The following is a 17,643-nucleotide window of genomic DNA, read 5'->3' as shown; positions in this document are numbered from 1 at the left end:
CACCATGGGCATTGATCCTAGGGCGGGTCGGCCATTGGTCACGCAGAGCCGCGATGTCCGACTCGAACGGAACTCGAGGCACACTGTGTGGCCGGGTGGGGACGTCGGAGCAGTTGTGGATCGGAAAGGGCATGTGGTGGACGCACCCCCTCTTCTTCCCGGACCGATCGACACCGTCTATCAGCCCATCGTCGATCTGAGGAATCGCTCGATCGTCGGCTACGAGGCTTTGACCAGGCCGGCGTCCGGCGGCTCACCCGAGGACTTGTTCGCCGAGGCCGAGCGCCGGGGTGTGACCGCCGAGTTCGATTGGCTCTGCCGCGTGTCCGCAGTGCGTGGCGCAGCGGAAGCGGGACTCCCGAGTGAACTGGCGTTGTTCGTGAACTCCGAACCCGCCGCCCTGGACGCCCCACCGCCGGATTTTGCACGCGGTGCGCTCGTGGACGCCGCCGACCAGTCCATCGTCGTGGAGATCACCGAGCGTGACCTGATGGCGGATCCGGCCGGAATACTGCGTGCGGTCGCGCACGCCCGAGACCTGGGGTGGCGTATCGCCGCCGACGACGTGGGGGCGGACTCGTCGAGCCTCGCGCTGCTGGCGTTGCTGCGACCGGACGTCGTCAAGCTGGAGATGCGCCTGGTCCAGCAACCTTCCACGCCGGAGACGATCGCGCTCCTCGCCGCGGTGGCCGCGGAGACCGCGCGAACGGGCTCCGTCGTCGTCGCCGAGGGAATCGAGAATGCTGCGCACGAGGCCCGCGCCCTCGAGCTCGGTGCCTCGTGGGGGCAGGGCTGGTACTTCGGCGCACCCGGCCCGCTACCGCGTTTCGACGCCGTGCCGCGTCGACCGCATCCAGGGCTGGCCGGCCCCGCTGTGACGGTGCGTGCCCCGGTGGCCGTGACACCCTTCGGGCTCACTCACGGCCGCGGGTCCGCGGTGCGGACCACCCCGGCCGCGCTGGCCGACCTGGAGGCGGATCTGCTCCGTCGTGCCCTGGAGTGTGGGCCGACATCGTTGGTGCTCGTCACGGTCCCGGAGCCGGAGACGATGATCGGGACTCGGCGGCAGCTGCTCGATCAGCTGTCCGAGCGAAGTGCTCTGACCGTGCTGTTCACCGCGGGAGACGCGCGATCGCTGGCCGGCCACCATCGAATCGTCGTGATCGGACAGAGCGAGCCGCTGGCGAGAGAACACTCGATCGTGGTGGTGGACCCGGAATTCGCCGCGGCGCTGACCGCGGTGCCGTGCACCGCGGACGGGGAGCCGTGTGTGGAGTATCGACTCACCCGCGACCGTGATCAGGTGCTCGACGCGGCCACGCTGCTTCTGCACCGGGTGCCGCCGCGCTGAGCGAACCCCGGGCTACATCTGCACGCCGGCGATCTTCTGCACTCCGCCCCGGCCGTCGAAGGCGAGTTGGCGGAAGGCCACCTTCTCGATGAAGAAGCGGTCGTGGCTCACCACCACGACGGCCCCGGGGAACGCCGTCAGCGCTCGCTCGAGGACGTGCGCGCTCGGGAGGTCGAGATGGTTCGTCGGCTCGTCCAGCACGATGACGCCGGCTCCGAACAGGAGACACTGGGCCAACGCGACGCGTGCCTGTTGACCTCCGGACAGCGTTCCGATGCGCTGCTTCTGTTCGGCCTCGGAGAACTGCAGCAGAGCGAGGAAGCGTGCCACGTCCTTCCGGGTCGCGGTCAGTGCCAGACTGTCCGGCATCGCGTTGACCGCGTGCGTGACGGTGTCGTCCGGATCGAGGTTCGCGAGCACCGTGTTGTAGTGAATGAACGCGGGCGCCTTGACCTTCCACTTCACCGTTCCGGAGTCGGCGGGTGCGAGCCCGGTCAGCACGTCGAGGAGCGTGGACTTCCCGCAGCCGTTGGGGCCGGTGATCGCGATGCGGTCGCCCCGATGGATCTCGAAGGAGAGATCCGCGAACAGTGGATCGCCGCCGTGCCCCTTCGTGACGCCGTCGACGACGCAGAGGTCGTCGTGCACGTGCAGTCCGCTGTAGATCGACGTGATGATCTGATCGACCGGTCGAGGGGTCTTGCTCTTCTTGATCGACGCCAGTCGCCGCTTCAGCACGCCGCTCGGATTCTTCGCGGCTTCCTTCCGGTCGGTGATCGCGTCCTGCTCGTAGGCCAGGAGTTGCTGCTCGGTGCTGAACTCCTTCTCGAGGTTCTTCAGTCGGAACTGCTTCTGCTGCACGTACTCCGAGTAGCTCCCGTCGTAGGTGTGCAACCGGTTGTTCTCGATCTCGACGATGGTGGTCACCACCTGCTCGAGAAAATGGCGATCGTGGGAGACGAGGAGCAGTGCGCCGCGGAAGTCACGGAGCCACCGCTCGAGCCACGTGATCCCGGCGACGTCGAGGAAGTTGGTCGGCTCGTCCAGAAGGAGGACGTCGGGTGATTCCAGGACGATGCGGGCCAGCGCGGCTCGGTTGCGCCATCCACCGGACAGCTTGTCCACCGGCAGTTCTCGACGCTCGGCGTCGAAACCCAGCATCGACAGGGCGGTGTCGATCTGCTGGTGGTACGTCCATCCACCGCCGACCTCCATCTGCTCGAGCAGCTCGGCCTGGCGGTCGACGAGGCGGTACATCTCCTTCTCGTCGATGTCGCCTCCGAGCGCCGTCTCGACCTCGGCCAGTTCGGTCTCCACCGCCCTGATGTCCCCGAAGAGCGACTCGAGTTCGGCGGTGATGCTGCGATCGCCGTCGAGCTCGGAGAACTGGGAGAAGTAGCCGATCCGAGCACCCTCGGTGACGTCCACCGTGCCGGAGTCCGGCGCGACGCGACCCAGGAGCAGTTGCAGGAGCGTGGTCTTGCCCGACCCGTTACGGCCGGTGAGGCCCACCCTGTCTCCGTCGGAGAGACGGAAGAACACCTCGCGGAGAACGACTTTCTGCTCGTACCCGGCGGTGACGTCGTTCATGCGAATCCAGCTCATCGCGACGACGCTACCGGGAGCCGCCGCCGGTCAGGTGACGGGAAGGGTGGCCACGATCTTTCCGCGGTTGCCGCCGGCGGACATCGTCGACAGCGCCTCGGGTATCTCGTCGAAGGTGATGGTGCGGCCGACGACGGGACGGAGCGCCCCGTTCTCGATCAGGGCGGCGATCTCCCGTAGCTGACCGCCGTCCGCGTGCATGAACAGGAATTCGTACGACACATCGGCTTTCGCCGCCTGTCGACGAATCTTCCGGCTGATCACCGCGATGGCCGTGCGGACGACGATGTTCAGGCCTGCGTCGGAGGCGAAGGCGGGGTCCGGCGGGCCGGTGATCCCGATGGCCTTGCCACCTCGCTTCAGCACGCGGAGCGAGGTCTCGAGTGTCTCACCGCCGACGCTGTCGAGCACGAGGTCGACGCCGGACAGGGTGTCGAGATCGTCGGTGTGGTAGTCGATCACGACGTCGGCGCCCAGTGCCCGCAGGAAGTCGGCGTTGCGGGCACTGGCCGTGGTCACCACGGTCGCTCCCAGATGTTTCGCAAGCTGGACGGCGATGGTGCCCACACCACCGGCCCCCGCATGGATCAGCACCGTCTGACCTGCCTGCAGGCCGCCTCGCTCGACCAACGCCTGCCACGCGGTGAGCGCGACGAGGGGCAGCGACCCGGCCTCGGCCATGCTGATGCCGGCCGGTTTCGGTGCCACGTCGGACTCGGGAACGGCGATGCGCTCGGCGAAGGTGCCGATGTGATCGGTCGGTGGCCGCGACCAGACCTCGTCCCCCGGTGCGAAGGACCGCACCGCCGAGCCGACTGCGAGAACGGTGCCGGCGACGTCGTGACCGAGTGTGCGGGGAAGGGTGTACGGAAGTATCTGCGTGAACTCGCCGAGACGGATCTTCTCGTCGAGCACGTTGAGACCGGCCGCCTCCACTCTGATCAGGACGTCGTGATCACCGACGATCGGCTCCGGAACATCCCGTTCGACGAGAGGGTGCTTGTAGCGGGTGAGAACGAGTGCGCGCATCGTGAGCCTCCTGAGTTCTCTTCGGCCGGTCGAATCAGACTGTGGTGGGGCGGGATCCGGGGTACAGGGCGTCGAGTGGTCCGGCCAGTGCGGCCTTGGTGCTGACGGTCAGCTCGTCGGCGAGCACCTCCGTCTCACCTGCCTCGACTCCGTCCAGAACGGCCGCGACGAGCTGCTCGGTCGTCAACTTCGGCCCGTCGGCGCCCGCCGCCATCGCGGTGTCGACGTACCCCATGTGCACACCGGTGACGAGCACGCCGTGGGGCGCCAGTTCGAGACGCAGGGAATTGGTGGCCGCCCAGAGGGCCGCCTTGGACGCGCTGTACGCGCCACCGAAGTGGTACCAGCTGGCGACCGAGTGCACGTCGATCAGCACGCCCGCGCCGTGAGCTGTCAGTGCCGGCGCGAAAGCTCGCGCCACGAGCAGGGGACCGAAGAAGTTCACCTCCATGGTGGCGCGGATGTCGGCGACCTCGACGTCGAGCAGGCTGGCGCCGGGCGGAAGTGCGCCCGCGTTGTTGATCAGCACCGTGACGTCCGCGGCCTGTGCGGCGGCGGCCTCGACGGACGCGGGGTCGGTCACGTCCAGGGTGACGGGAACGATGCGGTCGTCGTCCCAGTCGCGCGGCGTCCGGGCGCTGGCGTACACCTTGGCGGCGCCGCGGGCGAGGGCGTCGTGGACGAACTGCGTACCGATGCCACCGTTGGCTCCGGTGACGAGGACGACGGATCCGGCGAGAGCGGTCATGACGAGCTCGATTCTGTGACGGGTTTATATGACTGTACTCAGAACCGAGCACGGTCATGTTTTGTTCCGCGCTGCTGCACCGTCGTCGTTCCCGCGTGACGAGACTCGCACCCCCCTCGGGGGTAGTCCGCGTCCGGAGCGGGGTACACCCCGCTGGTGACGAGACGAGTGACGTTCAAGCGATCCGTCGCGCAGGCGATGGCCTTGTTCGCGGTGCTGGGCCTGTTCTGGGCGCTCGTCGGTGCACGCCTCGACCAGGATCATCCGTTGCGCACCATGGTCGTGGTCGGCTGCAGTGTGATCGGCGCCGGGTGGTTGTTGCTCGCCGTGGTCGTCGTCGTTCGTCTCCGGCGTCTCCGCGCGCGTCGTGATGCGGTGAGCGACACCTGACGCAGCGACGTCAGGGCGCGGTCGTGAGATCGCGTATCAGGGCGTCGACGATGCTGCGCCGCGCGCTCGCCCCCTCGGGTGTGGGAAGCAGGGGGTAGACGTGGATCGCCCCGGGACACTCGGTGCTGCGGATGTCGACGCCCGCTGCGCGCGCCTCGTCCACGAACGCCCGGACGTCGGGCAGGAACAGATCTCTATCCCCGATCAGGACGTGAACGGGCGGTAGTCCGCGCGTGGGCCCGCGCAGTGGACTGACCACGGGATCGTCGAGGTCTCGACCGTTCGACCACGTCCGCGCCACATGTCGCAGGCCGACGCTCGACAACCACGGGTCGCGCGCCTCGACATCGGGGATCGCCGGGTTCGTCAGCGCGAGATCGAGCCACGGGGAGATCAGGCAGAGATGAGACCCCGGTCTGCCGGCTGCCGCGAGCCGTTGCGCGAGCCCGAGGGCGAGGGTGCCGCCGGCGGAATCGCCCATGATCGCGGTGTGGTCGATCCCGTGCTCGGACACCATCCGTTCGTGGACCGACGTCAGGAGGGGGTAGGCGTCGTCCACGGTGTGATCCGGAGCCAGACCGTAGTGCGGTACCGCGACAGCGAGCCCCGCCTCGGTGAGCTGATCGACGAGCGACCAGTGCTGAGCGGCGATCTCGCTGACGAACGCTCCGCCGTGGAGATGCAGGACGCCGCCGACGCAGGGTCGGTCGCGCGGACGCACCACGTCGACGGGCCGTCCCGCGACCTCGAACCGCTCGATGTCGTGCCGTCCCGCCATGCGCGCCGGCGGAGTCGGAGAGTCCTTCGGCCGCCGCATCCGGCGGTCGGCACGAGCCTCGGACGCCATCGTCCGCTTCGCCGTCGCCCGCATGTACAGCGCCACCGCGCGCATCTGCCACGTCGCCATGAAAAAGTCTCCTGGTCGGTGATCGTCCGGCGGCCATCGTGTCACGAGAGGAAAGCCCGTGAACGTCATCCGAACTCCCGTCGCGGTCACCGGATCGACCGGCGCACTCGGCGGCGCCGTCGCCGCGTCGCTCGCCGCCGCGGGCGCGTCGCAGCGTCTGCTGGTGCGGAACGCCGGTCGCGCGCCGTCACACCCGGGTGCCGACGTCGCGCAGTGTTCCTACTCGGACGCGACCGCCGCGGTGCAGGCACTCGCCGGGATCGAGGTCCTGTTCATGGTCTCGGCCTCCGAGAGCGCCGATCGTGTCGACCAGCAGAGGACGTTCGTCGACTCGGCCGTCGCCGCCGGCGTGCGCCACATCGTCTACACGTCGTTCGTCGGCGCCGCGCCGGACGCCGTCTTCACCCTGGCCCGAGATCACCACGCCACGGAGAGTCACATCCGGTCCACGGGTATCGGGTTCACGTTCCTCCGGGACAACTTCTACCTCGACGTCATGGAGCACTTCGTGGGGGAGGACGGTGTTCTGCGCGGACCGGCGGGGGAGGGGCGTGCCGCGCTCGTCGCCCGCGTCGACGTAGCGCGCACCGCTGCGGCGGTGCTGAGCGACCCGGCCCGTCACATCGGCCGGACCTACGATCTGACCGGGCCCGAGGCGCTGTCGATGACGGAGGTGGCCGCCACACTGTCCGATGTCCGGGGAGTCGACGTGCGGTTCCACGACGAGACGGTGGCGGAGGCCTACGAGTCGAGGGCACGGTGGGCGGCACCCGCCTGGCAGAACGACGCGTGGGTGTCGACGTACACGGCCATCGCCTCGGGAGCTCTCGCCGACGTCTCGGGTGACGTGGAGGAGATCACCGGACGCCGACCGCTCTCGTTCCGGGAGTTTCTCACCGTCGGCTGAGCACGAGCACGGTCGGTATAGTGCACTGCATAGAACGAGAGGAATCCCATGCCCAGGCAGAGCACCGCCCGTACCGACATGTTGCGCAGCGCGGCGCTGCTGTTCCGGGAGAAGGGTGTCGAGGCCACCTCGGTGGCCGACGTCATCGAGCATGCCCATGCGCCGCGCGGATCGATCTACCACCACTTTCCCGGAGGGCGCCCGCAGCTCGTCGAGGAAGCGACACGGGGCGCGGGTGACTTCATGGGATCGATGATCTCGGCGGGTCTCGCGTCGCGGGGACCCGAGCACACCATGGCCTCCATCGTCGGGTCGTTCCGTGACCAACTCGTCGCGACGGATCACGTCGCGGGGTGTCCCGTCGGTGCGGCGGCCGTCGAGGGGCCCAACACCCCGGGTGCCCGCGACGCGGCAGGTGCGGCCTTCACGTCGTGGGAGAAGATCATCGCGGACTCTCTGTGCGAGCGCGGTGTCGCTCGTGACGGCGCGGAACGCGGTGCGACCCTTGCCCTGTCGGCCATCGAGGGCGCCCTCCTCATGTGCAAGGCGCAACGGAGCACGCGGCCGCTCGACGTCGTCGAGGAGTGGCTCGTCGGCATGATGGCCGACCTGCTGGGCACCGCCTCTCGGTGAACTGCGCCGCACGGCGCGGAGCCTTGTTAGTGTCGGTCGAATGTTCGTCCCGTTCAGTGTCACCGACTTCCTCGACCGCGCCGCCGCCGTGTACGGAGACCGGGTCGGGTTCGTCGACGAGCCCGATCAGCCCGCTCCGAGCCTCGGATCGCCGACCTATGCCGAGATGGCGGACCTCGCCCGGCGGCAGGCCGCGAAACTCGACGATCTGGGTATCGAGCGTGGCGATCGAGTGGCGATCGTCAGCCACAACGCGGGCCGTCTGCTCACGTCGTTCTACGGAATCAGTGGTTGGGGCCGCGTCATCGTTCCCGTCAATTTTCGACTCCGGCCGGACGAGGTGCGGTACATCGTCGAGGACTCCGGTGCGCGCGTGCTCTACATCGATCCGGAGCTGAAGGACTCGCTCGGCGACGTCGAGTGCGAACACGTCGTCGTTCTCGGTGACGACCAGAATCTGTACGCTCCGCCGGGATCGACTCCGGCACCGTGGGATCCGGACGAGAACGCGACCGCTGCCATCAACTACACGTCGGGGACCACGGCTCGCCCCAAGGGCGTCCAGATCACGCACCGCAACATCTGGGTCAACGCGGTCACCTTCGGCATGCACGTCGGCGTCAGCGATCGCGACGTCTACCTCCACACCCTGCCCATGTTCCACGCGAACGGCTGGGGACAGCCGTTCGCGATGACGGGAGTCGGTGCGCAGCACATCGTCCTGCGCAAGGTCGACGGCGCCGAGATCCTGCGCCGCGTGCGCGATCACGGCGTGACGGTGATGTGTGCGGCCCCCGCCGTCGCGGCAGCCGTGCTCGATGCCGCGCAGTCGTGGGAGGGCGAGATCCCCGGCCGGGATCGGGTGCGCATCATCATGGCCGGTGCGCCGCCACCGACGAAGACCGTTGCGCGCGTGGAGCGTGAACTGGGGTGGGAGTTCATCCAGATCTACGGGCTCACCGAGACGTCCCCTCTGCTGACCGTCAACCGCACTCGCCAGGAGTGGGACGATCTGGAACCCGAGGAGCGTGCCGCGAAGCTCACTCGGGCCGGCGCCCCCGCACTGGGTGTCCGACTCGACGTCGACCCGACCGGCGAGGTGTTGGCGCGATCCAACGTCGTCATGGAGGGCTACTGGGGGCGGCCCGAGGAGAGCGCCAGAACGCTGGACGGCGGCTGGTTCCACACCGGTGACGGCGGCCTCATCGGCGACGACGGCTATCTCACCATCGCCGACCGCAAGAAGGACGTGATCATCACCGGCGGCGAGAACGTCTCGTCCATCGAGGTCGAGGACTGCCTCTTCTCCCATCCCTCGGTGAGCGAGGTCGCCGTCATCGGGGTGCCGAGCGAGAAGTGGGGCGAGACGATCAAGGCCTTGGTGGTGCTCGCGCCGGACGTGGACGCCGGCCCGGAGACGGAGGTCGACCTCATCGCGTGGTGCAAGCAGCGACTGGCCGGGTACAAGGCGCCGACCACCGTGGAGTTCCGGGACGAGTTGGCGCGCACGGCCACCGGCAAGCTGCAGAAGTTCAAGTTACGCACGCCCTACTGGGACGGGATGGACCGCGAGGTCAACTGACTCGCCGGAGCCGATCTCTCAGGGAGGCTGTTTACACTCGGGGACTCGACCACTCTCCGACTCTCCGACGGGATCCCACCGATGACGATGTCCTCGCTGTCCGACGACGACGTCGACGTGGACCGTCCGTCTCGCGGAACCCCGGCGCGCGTGCTGCCGTGGGTCCTGCTGATCGGCGGGGTCGTCGGATTCGCGGCCGCCTGTGTGCTGACCTACGAGAAGATACGACTGACGGCGGACCCGTCGTACGCGCCGACGTGCAACCTCAACGCCGTGGTCAACTGCGGCTCGGTCATGGCATCACGCCAGGCGGCCGTCCTCGGATTCCCCAACTCCTTCATGGGGGTGGGCGGCTTCGCCATCGTCGCCATGGTGGGCGTCGCCCTGCTGATGCGCACGCGTCTCGATCGGTGGTTCTGGGCAGGGCTGCAGGTAGGGGTCACCGCGGCCGTCGCCTTCGTGCATTGGCTCATCGTGCAGAGCCTGTACGAGATCGGTGCGCTCTGCCCGTACTGCATGGTGGTGTGGGCCGTCACGGTGCCCGTCTTCTGGTACGTGACGGTGGTGAACGTGTCGGCTCTGGCGGGACCGGGCCGGACGAGAGACCTGCCGACGCGGTACCACGCCGTCCCCCTCGTCCTCTGGTATCTCGTGCTGGCAGGACTCGTCGTGCAGAGGTTCGTGCTCGGCTGACCGGGGTCGGTGCGCTACTCTGCGCGCAGTGATCTCTTCATGATGTCCTGACCAGGCCCTGTGGCTCCGACCGAGCGCACTCCGTGCGTTCGGTGGTGACTGCGTGCGCCGGTGTCGGCGGACCCTTCCGAGGGCTCCGCCGCCTCCGGCCCCTGTCACTTCTCTCCGGAGTACCTCATGAACGAGCCGTTCTCGGCCCCTGTCCCGCATCCGTCCACACTGCGCGCCGACTGCGCGCGGTGCACCGGCCTGTGCTGCACCGCCCTCGGATTCTCGCGATCGGTGGAGTTCGCGACCGACAAACCACCGGGCGTCCCGTGTGCCCATCTGGACACGACGTTCCGGTGTTCGATCCACTCCGCTCTGCCTCGACGCGGGTACCGCGGTTGCGTGTCCTTCGATTGTTTCGGAGCCGGCCAACGCGTCAGCACGACGATGTTCCCTGCCGCGTCGTGGCGCGACGGTGACGCGACCGCGCGCACCGTCTTCTCGGCCTTCGAGGTCGTGATGGACCTGCACGAGATGCTGTGGCATCTGACGCGGGTGCGCACGCGTTCCCACGACAGCGACCTGACCGACGAGGTCGATCTGCTGTGCGCGGAGATCTCTGCCGCCGTCGACGCTGGCGCCACCTCGGTTCTCGCGGTGGACGTGACGTTCGTTCGAGGGCGCGTAAGGCAGGTGCTCGACACCGTGAGCGCCGAGGTGCGCGCGGCCTACTTCGCGGACGGGGCGGCGACGGACGCACGGCTCGTCCCGCGAGCGGACCTGGCGGGCGCGGACCTGCGTGACGTGTGGCTCGTCGGTGCCGACCTGCGCGGGGCGTCATTGGTGGGGGCGGATCTGCGCCGTTCCGACCTCACCGGATGCGACCTTCTCGGGGTCGATCTGCGCGGCGCGGACGTCCGGGGTGCGGACCTGCGTGACGCGCTGTTTCTCACCCGGACGCAACTGGCGTCCGCGAGCGGGGACCGGAACACCCGAGTTCCGGTCGACCTGGAGGTTCCGCCCGGGTGGTGACCGGTCGAACTGTGCGTCAGGCGGGGCGCGCGCCGGTCATCTCGGCCGGCGCGACGTCCGTCACCGACGACACGAATTCGCGGGCGATGTCCCGCAGTCGGCGGTTGGTGCGCTGCGACTCGGTCGAGAGCACCTCGAACGCCGCGGCGTCGTCGATGCCGCGCAGGGCCATGAGGATGCCCTTGGCCTGCTCGATGGGTGCGCGGTGGGCCATGGCATCGCGGAGGCCGTCGACGGTGGTCGAGAGGTCGCGGTGCTGGTCATCGCGCTCCAGCGCGTCCGAGACGGCGCCGACCAGCGTGCTGAGAACCTGACGGTCCAGGTCGTCGAACGAGTGCGGGGTGTGGGCGAAGAGGGTGAGCGAACCGATGGTGCGGTCACCCACCCGCACCGGGGTGCACATCATCGCGGCGATCCCCGCGGCGCGCGCAGTGGTGCCGAATTCCGGCCACCGGGCGTCTCCCGCCTCGCAGTCGACCAGCACCGTCTCGCCCTCGCGAGCGGCGTGCAGGCACGGACCGCTGTCCGCGTCGTACTGCTCGAGGTCGATGGCGGAGACGGTGGCCGACGACGTCGCGGCCGCGAAGGGTGCGCCGTTCAGCTCGACGGTGACTCCGCACATGTCCGTGTCGGGGATGCACGCGCAGGCGGCGTCGACCAGCCGGTGCATCAACTCCGCAGCATGGTCGTCGTCGGTGCCCGCCGCGCTCAACGAGCGGACGGCGTTACCGATCACGACCGCGAGTGGCAAGGAGTCAGAGAAGTTCACGGCACCATTGCACCACGACGGGGCGACAACCTTCCGGCAACGACCAGGTCACCCCCGGTCGGCCGCAGGCGTACGGATGAAGAACGAGGCGCCCACTGCCAGCAGGGACACGGCACCGCCGCACAGGAACGCGGTGTGGATCCCCGACTGCTGCGCCGCCACGTCGCCCACGCCACCGGCCAGTCGGGAGGCCGCAGCGGTGGACATCACGGTCACGAACAGCGCGGTGCCGGCCGCTCCCGCCAACTGCTGCACGGTGTTGAAGATCGCGCTGCCGTGCGAGTACAACTGCGGCGGAACCGAACCCAGTGAGGAGGTCATCAGCGGAGTCATGATCAGAGCGAGTCCGACGCTGAGCAGCGAGTGGATCGCGACGACCACGGGGAGGGCGGTGTCGGCCGTGAGGATCGTCATCGACCACAGTGCGGCGCTGACGACGACGGCGCCCGGGACCACCAGTGGGCGGGGGCCGACCCGGTCGAAGACCCGTCCGACGACGGGAGCGAGACCGCCCATGATCAGACCGCCGGGAAGGAGCATCAGGCCCGTGGTCAACGTGTCCAGCCCGCGGACGTTCTGCAGATACATCGGCAGCAGGATGAGGGCACCGAACAGCGCCATCATGCTGATGGAGAGCATGCCCAGGCCGATGCTGAACGTGGGGGTGCGCAGCGGACGCAGGTCGAGCAGGGCCCGGCCCGAGTCCTGACGAGCGATCTGCCGGAGGACGAACACGACCAGTGCCACGATTCCGACACCCAACGGGATCCACACGGGGACCGCGGTGCCCTCGGCGGCGTGACCCAGGCTGCCGAGTCCGTACACGATGCCGCCGAACGCCAGCGCGGACAGCACCACCGAGACGGCGTCGAACGGGGCCACCGTGCTCGCCGCGGTGGCGTTCTCCACCAGGCGGAATCCGATCGCGAAGGCCAACAACGCGATCGGGAGCACGAGCCAGAACATCCACCGCCAGTCGAGCGCACTGAGGATGACACCCGAGATGGTCGGCCCCACGGCCGGAGCCACGGCGATGACGATGGAGATGACGCCCATCATGCGGCCGCGCCGATCGGCGGGAACCAGTCGCAGCACGGTCGTCATCAGCAGGGGAAGCATGATCGCCGTGCCGCCTGCCTGGACGACTCGACCGGTGAGCAGCAGCGGGAAGCCGGGCGCCGACGCGGCGAGAACGGTGCCCACGGAGAACAGCGACATCGCCGCGAAGAAGACCTGGCGGAGAGTGAAGCGCTGGAAGAGGAAGCCCGTGGTCGGGATGACGATGGCCATGGTCAGGAGGAAGCCGGTGGTGAGCCACTGCGCGGTGCCGGCGTCGATGGCGAGATCGACCATCAGGGTGGGCAGCGCGACGCTCATGATCGTCTCGTTGAGGATCATGACGAATGCCGACACCACGAGCACCGCGATCAACAGCCGACTGCTCCGTGGCAGAGGCCCGTCCGTGACGCGCGGCGCGTCCACCTCTGTCTGCTGAACCTGCATCGTCGTGGGGCCTCTCTGTCGTTCGGTGTGGTAACAGTGTCTTCCTGCATGACAATCACTGTCAAACTGGTTGTTGATGTAGGGTGACGGCCATTCGGAGAGGAGTGATGTCGTGAGTGGAGACGGCTCGACCGAGGTGGCGGCGACACCGGTGCCCGATCTGCGGGAACGTCGGCGTCGCGACATGTGTTCCGAGATCTCACTGGCGGCGCTGGAACTCTTCGAGCGTCAGGGATTCGCGTCCACCACCGTCGGCGACATCGCTCGCGACGCGGGCATCTCGCAGAGCACGTACTTCCGTCACTTCCCCACGAAGGAGCAGTCCGTCGTCGGCTTCGATGCCGGGCTGGAGCGCGAGATCCTGGCGTGGGTGACCGAGGCCGACCTCGCGGGTGTCGGTCTGGCCGGCATCGAGGACATCGTGGAGCGGTTCCTCCGGCGCATGAGTGCGGCGAACACGGCGTCGTCCGACCGCGTGATGCGCATCCGTCGGCTGATCGTGTCGGATGCGCACCTACGGTCCGCGGCGATCGCCCTCGACGAAGTGGTCATCGCTCGCCTGGCCGACGCGCTGGCGGCGCGAGTTCCGCGATCGCCCTCCCGCCTGACCGCCGAGACGGCGATCATGACCGTCCGGGTCGCGTTCGACTCGTGGGCGGCGCGCGTGGACGACGGGGATCAGGACGCCGACCTGGCGGAGATCTATCGCGTCGCGTGCCGTGATCTGCGGACCGTCGTGACCGGTGCCGCCCCGGACGTCACGACGTAGCCCTCGGTGCGCCGGTGGTCGACCGTGACACCAGGCTGGGCGTCAGCACGATGCTCGGCGCACTGTCGTCGACGGTGAGGGTGAGTGCGGCGTCCACCGCCGCGTCGGCCAGGCTCTCGGCGTCCTGGGACACCGTGGTGAGTGCGACGTGGTCCAGTCCGGCGACGCGCGAGTCGTCGTACCCGATCACCGACATGTCCCGCGGCACGGCGAGTCCGCGAGCGACCAGTGCGGCGAGAACGCCTGTGGCACACCGGTCGTTGAAGGCGATCACGGCGGTGGGAGGGTGCTCTGTGTCGAGGAGTCCCTCGACTGCTCGCGCTCCGTCGTCCTCCGTGAGGCCGCCCCTCACCACCTCGGCTCGGGAGTCGTCGATGTGGGACAGGGCGTCCAGGAAACCGGCGGATCGGTCCTCGCTGCCCGGTGCGCCGTCGCCGTCGACGAAGGCGATGCGCCGATGGCCGAGCTCCTCGAGATGCCGTACCGCCAGCGTGATGCCGGCGACGTCGTCGCTGCGCACCGTCACCGTGTCCGGGGTGTCGACACGGCGAGCGACGACGACGGTGGGAACGGTGCGGGCGAGCGCGGCCAGCTCGTCCTCCGGCAGTCGGCTGCCGAGGAGGATCGTTGCCTCGCAGCGATCGTGACGGAGGGAGTCGATGGCCGCTGTCTCACCTCTGCTGGGTGCGACGGCGCTGAGAGCCACCTCGTAGCCCCGTCGAGCCGCGGCGGAATAGACGTGTTCGACCAGATCCCCGTGGAACGGTTGTTGCAGCTCGAAGACGACCCCGAGAAGCCGGGAGTGCGACTGCCGCAGACTGCTCGCCCGTCTGTCGCGGACGTATCCCAGTTCGTCGGCGATCTCGCGTACCCGTGCGCGGGTCGCGTCGCTGGCACCGGGGGAGTCGCGGAAGACGATGGACACCAGGGCGGTGGAGACTCCCGCCGCCCGTGCCACGTCGGTCATCGTGACGGGACGCTCGGTTCGTCTCCTGGTGGTCACGCACCGATCGTACGGGGGTGTTGACGCCGGCGTCTAGTACGTTCTAGCCTCTGCGAACAGGCAAACTAGAACGTACTAGTAGGAGGCGTCATGGCAGTCGATCGTTCGGAGGTGGTGGGCATCGCGGTGCTCGGTGCGGGCAGGATCGGCGCCAACCACGCCGAGATCGTCGCGCGCCGGGTACCGGGTGCCGCACTGCGAGCAGTGGCGGATCCGGTGCCCGGCGCCGCCGACAGGCTCGCCGGGGAACTCGGTGCACCGACGGCGTCCACCGACATCCACGAGACCCTGCGGCGTAACGACGTCGACGCGGTCGTGATCTCCGCCCCCGCGCGGAGTCACACCGAACTCGTCGTCGCGGCCGCGGAGGCCGGGAAGCACGTGTTCGTCGAGAAGCCGATGGCCGTGACCCTCGAGGACGCGGACCGTGCCATCGCCGCCGCACGGGCCGCGGGAGTGACACTCCAGGTGGGCTTCAACCGACGCTTCGCACCGGGATTCGCGGCGGCACGTCGGGCCGTCGACGAGGGCAGGATCGGTACGCCCCAGCTGCTGCGGTCGCTCACCCGTGATCCCGGCCCGTGGGGTGGAGATCCGAGCCGCGTTCCAGCGTGGACCATCTTCCTGGAGACGCTGATCCACGACTTCGACACGCTGTGCTTCCTCAACCCGGGAGCCGCTCCGGTGCGTGTGCACGCCATGGCCGACGCGTTGATCCGGCCCGAGGCCAGGGACGACGGCTTCCTCGACACCGCCGTCGTCACCATCGCGTTCGACAACGGCGCCCTCGCGACGGCCGAGGCCAACTTCTCCGCGCTGTACGGCTACGACGTCCGCGGAGAGGTGTTCGGATCCGGCGGCATGATCACTGCCGGCACCGCGGCGTCGAGCGACATGACCCTGTACGACGCTCGCGGGATCACCGTGGGCACCGCCCGTCGCGACACCGATCTGCTGCGCGAGGCCTACATCGGAGAATTCACCGCGTTCGTGTCCTCGGTCCGCGACTCGACGCCCGCGGTCGTCGGTGGAGCCGACGCACGGGTAGCCCTGTCGATCGCGCTCGCCGCGATCGAGAGCGTGCGGTCCGGCGCCGCGGTCACCGTCGCGGATCTCGACTCGGACGGTGTCCGATGACGTACACGCTGGCGGCCAGCGCCGAGATGCTCCACCTCGATCTGCCGTTCGTCGATCGGGTCCGACGGATCGCGGACCGCGGCCTGCAGGTCGAGATCTGGAACTGGTCGACGAAGAACATCGACGATCTGCGGGCCACGGGTGCCCGGTTCTCCTCGATGACCGGGTACCTGAGCGGAAGCCTCACCGACCCGGACGGCATCGACGAGTTGCTCCGCACCGCCGCGGAGTCGCTGCGCGTGGCCGATCGGCTCGACTGCCCGCGCCTGAATCTGCACGGCACAGGTCTCGATTCCGAGGGGTTGCCGGTCCACCCCGAGCACAGGGTGACCCCCGACATGTGGCTCCGGGCGGCCGACACACTGCGCCGGGTCGCGGAGCTGGGCGAGCGTGCCGGTCGCGTGTTCACCCTCGAGAACCTCAACACCGCGGTCGATCACCCCGGTACACCGTTCGCCACCGCGGCGGACACGCTCGCACTCGTGTCCGCGGTGGACAGTGCGGCCCTGCGCCTGAATCTGGACCTGTACCACGCTCAGATCGGCGAGGGGAACCTCATCGAGACGGTGCGGCGCTCGCTTCCCTGGATCGGCGAGATCCAGGTGGCCGACGTTCCGGGGCGCTGCGAACCGGGCACCGGGGAGATCGCCTACCCGGTCGTCGCCGCCGCACTGCGCGAGATGGGGTACGACGGTGTGGTCGGTCTCGAGGGGTGGGCACGCGCCGATCCCGACGAGGCACTCGACGCCTTCGAGGCGGCGTTCACGGCGCCGTGATCGTCGGTCAGCTGTCCTCGGTGATCCGGCGGGCCACGTCGATGAGTGGCAGTTCCGCTGCGGCAGCGGCTTTCTCGAGTAGTGCTCGGGCCTCGCCCATGTCGAGATCGTCCCGCACCATGAGGATGCCGACCGCGATGCCGACGACCCGGCGGTCCGCCATGGCCGCACCGATCCGTCGGACTCCGGCGACGAGGTCGCGCCCGCGGCCGTAGGACCACAGGGCGGTGTCGAGGTGGTCCACGAGGACGCACACCAGATCGTCCTCGGCCTCGACCTGCGCGGAGGACAGGGGAGGCCCCGCGGCGTACAGGTTGACCGATCCGGCGGCCGCCCCGTCGACGGTCAGCGCGCACGCGTGCACCCGGTCCACGCCTGCCCTCGCCGCGAGGGCGGCCAGCGGCGGCCAGAGTCGGGCCACCTCGTCGTGGGAGAAGTGCAGCGACGAGTGTGTCCGCAGCGCGCGCAGGCAGGGTCCGTCGTCGAGGTCGTACTGCTGGGCGTCGAGCGCGAACACGACGGCGTCGGTGGGGGACACGGTGAAGGGGTGGCCGTCCACGGTGGCGGTGATGCCGGCGTGCGCCACGCTGTCGAGTGATCGGACCGCCGCCGCCGCGCCCTGCTCGAGCACGACGAGCAGAGCGGCATCGTCGTCCACCGAGCCGGTCAGAAAATCGGAGACCGTGGTCGTCGCCGTCGAGTCCCGTTCGCGGGCCCGACGGAAGTGGGGGAGGTCGCGCAGTGCGAACAGACGTCGCGTGAGTTCGTCGTCCATGTCCGCGCCCCTCCCGTGAGATCGAGTCGTCCGGGACGAGACTACG

The 17,643-nt window shown here is 68.9% G+C and carries 18 protein-coding genes; 10 read left to right on the top strand and 8 right to left on the bottom strand.

The features are described 5' to 3' along the window. Positions 1–136: 136 nt before the first annotated feature. Positions 137–1,351 carry an EAL domain-containing protein gene (locus tag QE449_RS15905; RefSeq protein ID WP_307109134.1) on the top strand — a complete coding sequence of 405 codons (1,215 nt, stop codon included), beginning with the start codon at positions 137–139 and terminating at the stop codon, positions 1,349–1,351. Between the two features lie 12 nt (positions 1,352–1,363). On the opposite strand, the gene QE449_RS15900 is transcribed toward QE449_RS15905, so the two are convergent. The 3 genes from QE449_RS15900 to QE449_RS15890 are packed head-to-tail and all read right to left on the bottom strand — an operon-like array spanning position 1,364 to position 4,733. Then, positions 1,364–2,956 carry an ABC-F family ATP-binding cassette domain-containing protein gene (locus QE449_RS15900; protein WP_027504048.1) on the bottom strand — a complete coding sequence of 531 codons (1,593 nt, stop codon included), beginning with the start codon at positions 2,954–2,956 and terminating at the stop codon, positions 1,364–1,366. Between the two features lie 30 nt (positions 2,957–2,986). Further along, the gene (locus QE449_RS15895) at positions 2,987–3,985 is read right to left on the bottom strand and encodes an NADP-dependent oxidoreductase (RefSeq protein WP_027504047.1); all 999 of its coding nucleotides are present in this window, start codon (positions 3,983–3,985) and stop codon (positions 2,987–2,989) included. Positions 3,986–4,019: 34 nt separating this feature from the next. Next, positions 4,020–4,733 carry an SDR family oxidoreductase gene (locus QE449_RS15890; RefSeq protein WP_307109133.1) on the bottom strand — a complete coding sequence of 238 codons (714 nt, stop codon included), beginning with the start codon at positions 4,731–4,733 and terminating at the stop codon, positions 4,020–4,022. A gap of 156 nt (positions 4,734–4,889) precedes the next feature. Here QE449_RS15890 and QE449_RS15885 point away from each other — a divergent pair, with 156 nt between their 5' ends. Beyond that, on the top strand, positions 4,890–5,123 hold the full coding sequence (locus tag QE449_RS15885; protein WP_155956902.1) for a hypothetical protein: 234 nt from the start codon (positions 4,890–4,892) through the stop codon (positions 5,121–5,123). Between the two features lie 10 nt (positions 5,124–5,133). Here the strand turns inward: QE449_RS15885 and QE449_RS15880 are convergent, their stop codons facing one another. After that, positions 5,134–6,030 carry an alpha/beta hydrolase fold domain-containing protein gene (locus QE449_RS15880; RefSeq protein WP_027504044.1) on the bottom strand — a complete coding sequence of 299 codons (897 nt, stop codon included), beginning with the start codon at positions 6,028–6,030 and terminating at the stop codon, positions 5,134–5,136. Positions 6,031–6,088: 58 nt separating this feature from the next. Here QE449_RS15880 and QE449_RS15875 point away from each other — a divergent pair, with 58 nt between their 5' ends. The 5 genes from QE449_RS15875 (at position 6,089) to QE449_RS15855 (ending at position 10,865) form a co-directional block, all read left to right on the top strand. After that, positions 6,089–6,937, top strand: coding sequence for an SDR family oxidoreductase (locus QE449_RS15875; RefSeq protein WP_222638274.1), 849 nt, complete (start codon positions 6,089–6,091; stop codon positions 6,935–6,937). 48 nt (positions 6,938–6,985) lie between these two features. Then, a complete protein-coding gene (locus QE449_RS15870; protein ID WP_307109132.1) occupies positions 6,986–7,570 on the top strand; it encodes a TetR/AcrR family transcriptional regulator in 585 nt (194 codons plus the stop codon). Positions 7,571–7,610: 40 nt separating this feature from the next. Further along, positions 7,611–9,152 (top strand): AMP-binding protein, encoded by a 1,542-nt coding sequence (locus QE449_RS15865; protein WP_307109131.1) that lies wholly within the window; start codon positions 7,611–7,613, stop codon positions 9,150–9,152. A gap of 81 nt (positions 9,153–9,233) precedes the next feature. After that, entirely contained in the window at positions 9,234–9,845 is a 612-nt protein-coding gene (locus tag QE449_RS15860; protein ID WP_373428304.1) for a vitamin K epoxide reductase family protein, read from the top strand. A gap of 177 nt (positions 9,846–10,022) precedes the next feature. After that, on the top strand, positions 10,023–10,865 hold the full coding sequence (locus tag QE449_RS15855) for a pentapeptide repeat-containing protein (protein ID WP_307109130.1): 843 nt from the start codon (positions 10,023–10,025) through the stop codon (positions 10,863–10,865). 16 nt (positions 10,866–10,881) lie between these two features. Here the strand turns inward: QE449_RS15855 and QE449_RS15850 are convergent, their stop codons facing one another. Together QE449_RS15850 and QE449_RS15845 are read right to left on the bottom strand one after the other, a co-directional pair. Continuing rightward, the gene (locus QE449_RS15850; protein WP_307109129.1) at positions 10,882–11,634 is read right to left on the bottom strand and encodes a GAF and ANTAR domain-containing protein; all 753 of its coding nucleotides are present in this window, start codon (positions 11,632–11,634) and stop codon (positions 10,882–10,884) included. Positions 11,635–11,682: 48 nt separating this feature from the next. Continuing rightward, positions 11,683–13,137 carry an MDR family MFS transporter gene (locus QE449_RS15845; RefSeq protein ID WP_307109128.1) on the bottom strand — a complete coding sequence of 485 codons (1,455 nt, stop codon included), beginning with the start codon at positions 13,135–13,137 and terminating at the stop codon, positions 11,683–11,685. A gap of 112 nt (positions 13,138–13,249) precedes the next feature. On the opposite strand from QE449_RS15845, the gene QE449_RS15840 reads away from it, so the two are divergent. Then, a complete protein-coding gene (locus QE449_RS15840; protein ID WP_235578814.1) occupies positions 13,250–13,906 on the top strand; it encodes a TetR/AcrR family transcriptional regulator in 657 nt (218 codons plus the stop codon). On the opposite strand, the gene QE449_RS15835 is transcribed toward QE449_RS15840, so the two are convergent. Further along, a complete protein-coding gene (locus tag QE449_RS15835) occupies positions 13,896–14,873 on the bottom strand; it encodes a LacI family DNA-binding transcriptional regulator (RefSeq protein ID WP_307109739.1) in 978 nt (325 codons plus the stop codon). The two genes, QE449_RS15840 and QE449_RS15835, sit on opposite strands and share 11 nt — an antisense overlap. A gap of 126 nt (positions 14,874–14,999) precedes the next feature. On the opposite strand from QE449_RS15835, the gene QE449_RS15830 reads away from it, so the two are divergent. Together QE449_RS15830 and QE449_RS15825 are read left to right on the top strand one after the other, a co-directional pair. Next, positions 15,000–16,046 carry a Gfo/Idh/MocA family oxidoreductase gene (locus QE449_RS15830; protein ID WP_307109127.1) on the top strand — a complete coding sequence of 349 codons (1,047 nt, stop codon included), beginning with the start codon at positions 15,000–15,002 and terminating at the stop codon, positions 16,044–16,046. Then, entirely contained in the window at positions 16,043–16,822 is a 780-nt protein-coding gene (locus tag QE449_RS15825) for a TIM barrel protein (RefSeq protein WP_307109126.1), read from the top strand. The genes QE449_RS15830 and QE449_RS15825 overlap by 4 nt, the downstream gene beginning before the upstream one ends. Before the next feature lie 7 nt (positions 16,823–16,829). Here the strand turns inward: QE449_RS15825 and QE449_RS15820 are convergent, their stop codons facing one another. After that, positions 16,830–17,597: an ANTAR domain-containing protein gene (locus QE449_RS15820; protein ID WP_307109125.1), complete on the bottom strand. Its 768-nt coding sequence runs from the start codon at positions 17,595–17,597 to the stop codon at positions 16,830–16,832. Positions 17,598–17,643: the final 46 nt, after the last annotated feature.

Origin of the sequence: Rhodococcus sp. SORGH_AS_0303 (assembly GCF_030819335.1) — a bacterium.
Classification (GTDB): Bacteria; Actinomycetota; Actinomycetes; order Mycobacteriales; family Mycobacteriaceae; genus Rhodococcoides.
The sequence above is the reverse complement of the archived record's forward strand: the minus strand, read 5'-3'. Positions and strand labels throughout refer to the sequence as shown.

What these genes read in the sequence shown, in the direction of transcription:
- QE449_RS15900 (WP_027504048.1), bottom strand. Translation starts at nt 2,956, where the DNA reads ATGAGCTGGATTCGCATGAACGACGTCACCGCCGGGTACGAGCAGAAA.
- QE449_RS15895 (WP_027504047.1), bottom strand. Translation starts at nt 3,985, where the DNA reads ATGCGCGCACTCGTTCTCACCCGCTACAAGCACCCTCTCGTCGAACGG.
- QE449_RS15890 (WP_307109133.1), bottom strand. Translation starts at nt 4,733, where the DNA reads ATGACCGCTCTCGCCGGATCCGTCGTCCTCGTCACCGGAGCCAACGGT.
- QE449_RS15880 (WP_027504044.1), bottom strand. Translation starts at nt 6,030, where the DNA reads ATGGCGACGTGGCAGATGCGCGCGGTGGCGCTGTACATGCGGGCGACG.
- QE449_RS15870 (WP_307109132.1), top strand. Translation starts at nt 6,986, where the DNA reads ATGCCCAGGCAGAGCACCGCCCGTACCGACATGTTGCGCAGCGCGGCG.
- QE449_RS15865 (WP_307109131.1), top strand. Translation starts at nt 7,611, where the DNA reads ATGTTCGTCCCGTTCAGTGTCACCGACTTCCTCGACCGCGCCGCCGCC.
- QE449_RS15860 (WP_373428304.1), top strand. Translation starts at nt 9,234, where the DNA reads ATGACGATGTCCTCGCTGTCCGACGACGACGTCGACGTGGACCGTCCG.
- QE449_RS15855 (WP_307109130.1), top strand. Translation starts at nt 10,023, where the DNA reads ATGAACGAGCCGTTCTCGGCCCCTGTCCCGCATCCGTCCACACTGCGC.
- QE449_RS15845 (WP_307109128.1), bottom strand. Translation starts at nt 13,137, where the DNA reads ATGCAGGTTCAGCAGACAGAGGTGGACGCGCCGCGCGTCACGGACGGG.
- QE449_RS15835 (WP_307109739.1), bottom strand. Translation starts at nt 14,873, where the DNA reads ATGACCGACGTGGCACGGGCGGCGGGAGTCTCCACCGCCCTGGTGTCC.
- QE449_RS15830 (WP_307109127.1), top strand. Translation starts at nt 15,000, where the DNA reads ATGGCAGTCGATCGTTCGGAGGTGGTGGGCATCGCGGTGCTCGGTGCG.
- QE449_RS15825 (WP_307109126.1), top strand. Translation starts at nt 16,043, where the DNA reads ATGACGTACACGCTGGCGGCCAGCGCCGAGATGCTCCACCTCGATCTG.
- QE449_RS15820 (WP_307109125.1), bottom strand. Translation starts at nt 17,597, where the DNA reads ATGGACGACGAACTCACGCGACGTCTGTTCGCACTGCGCGACCTCCCC.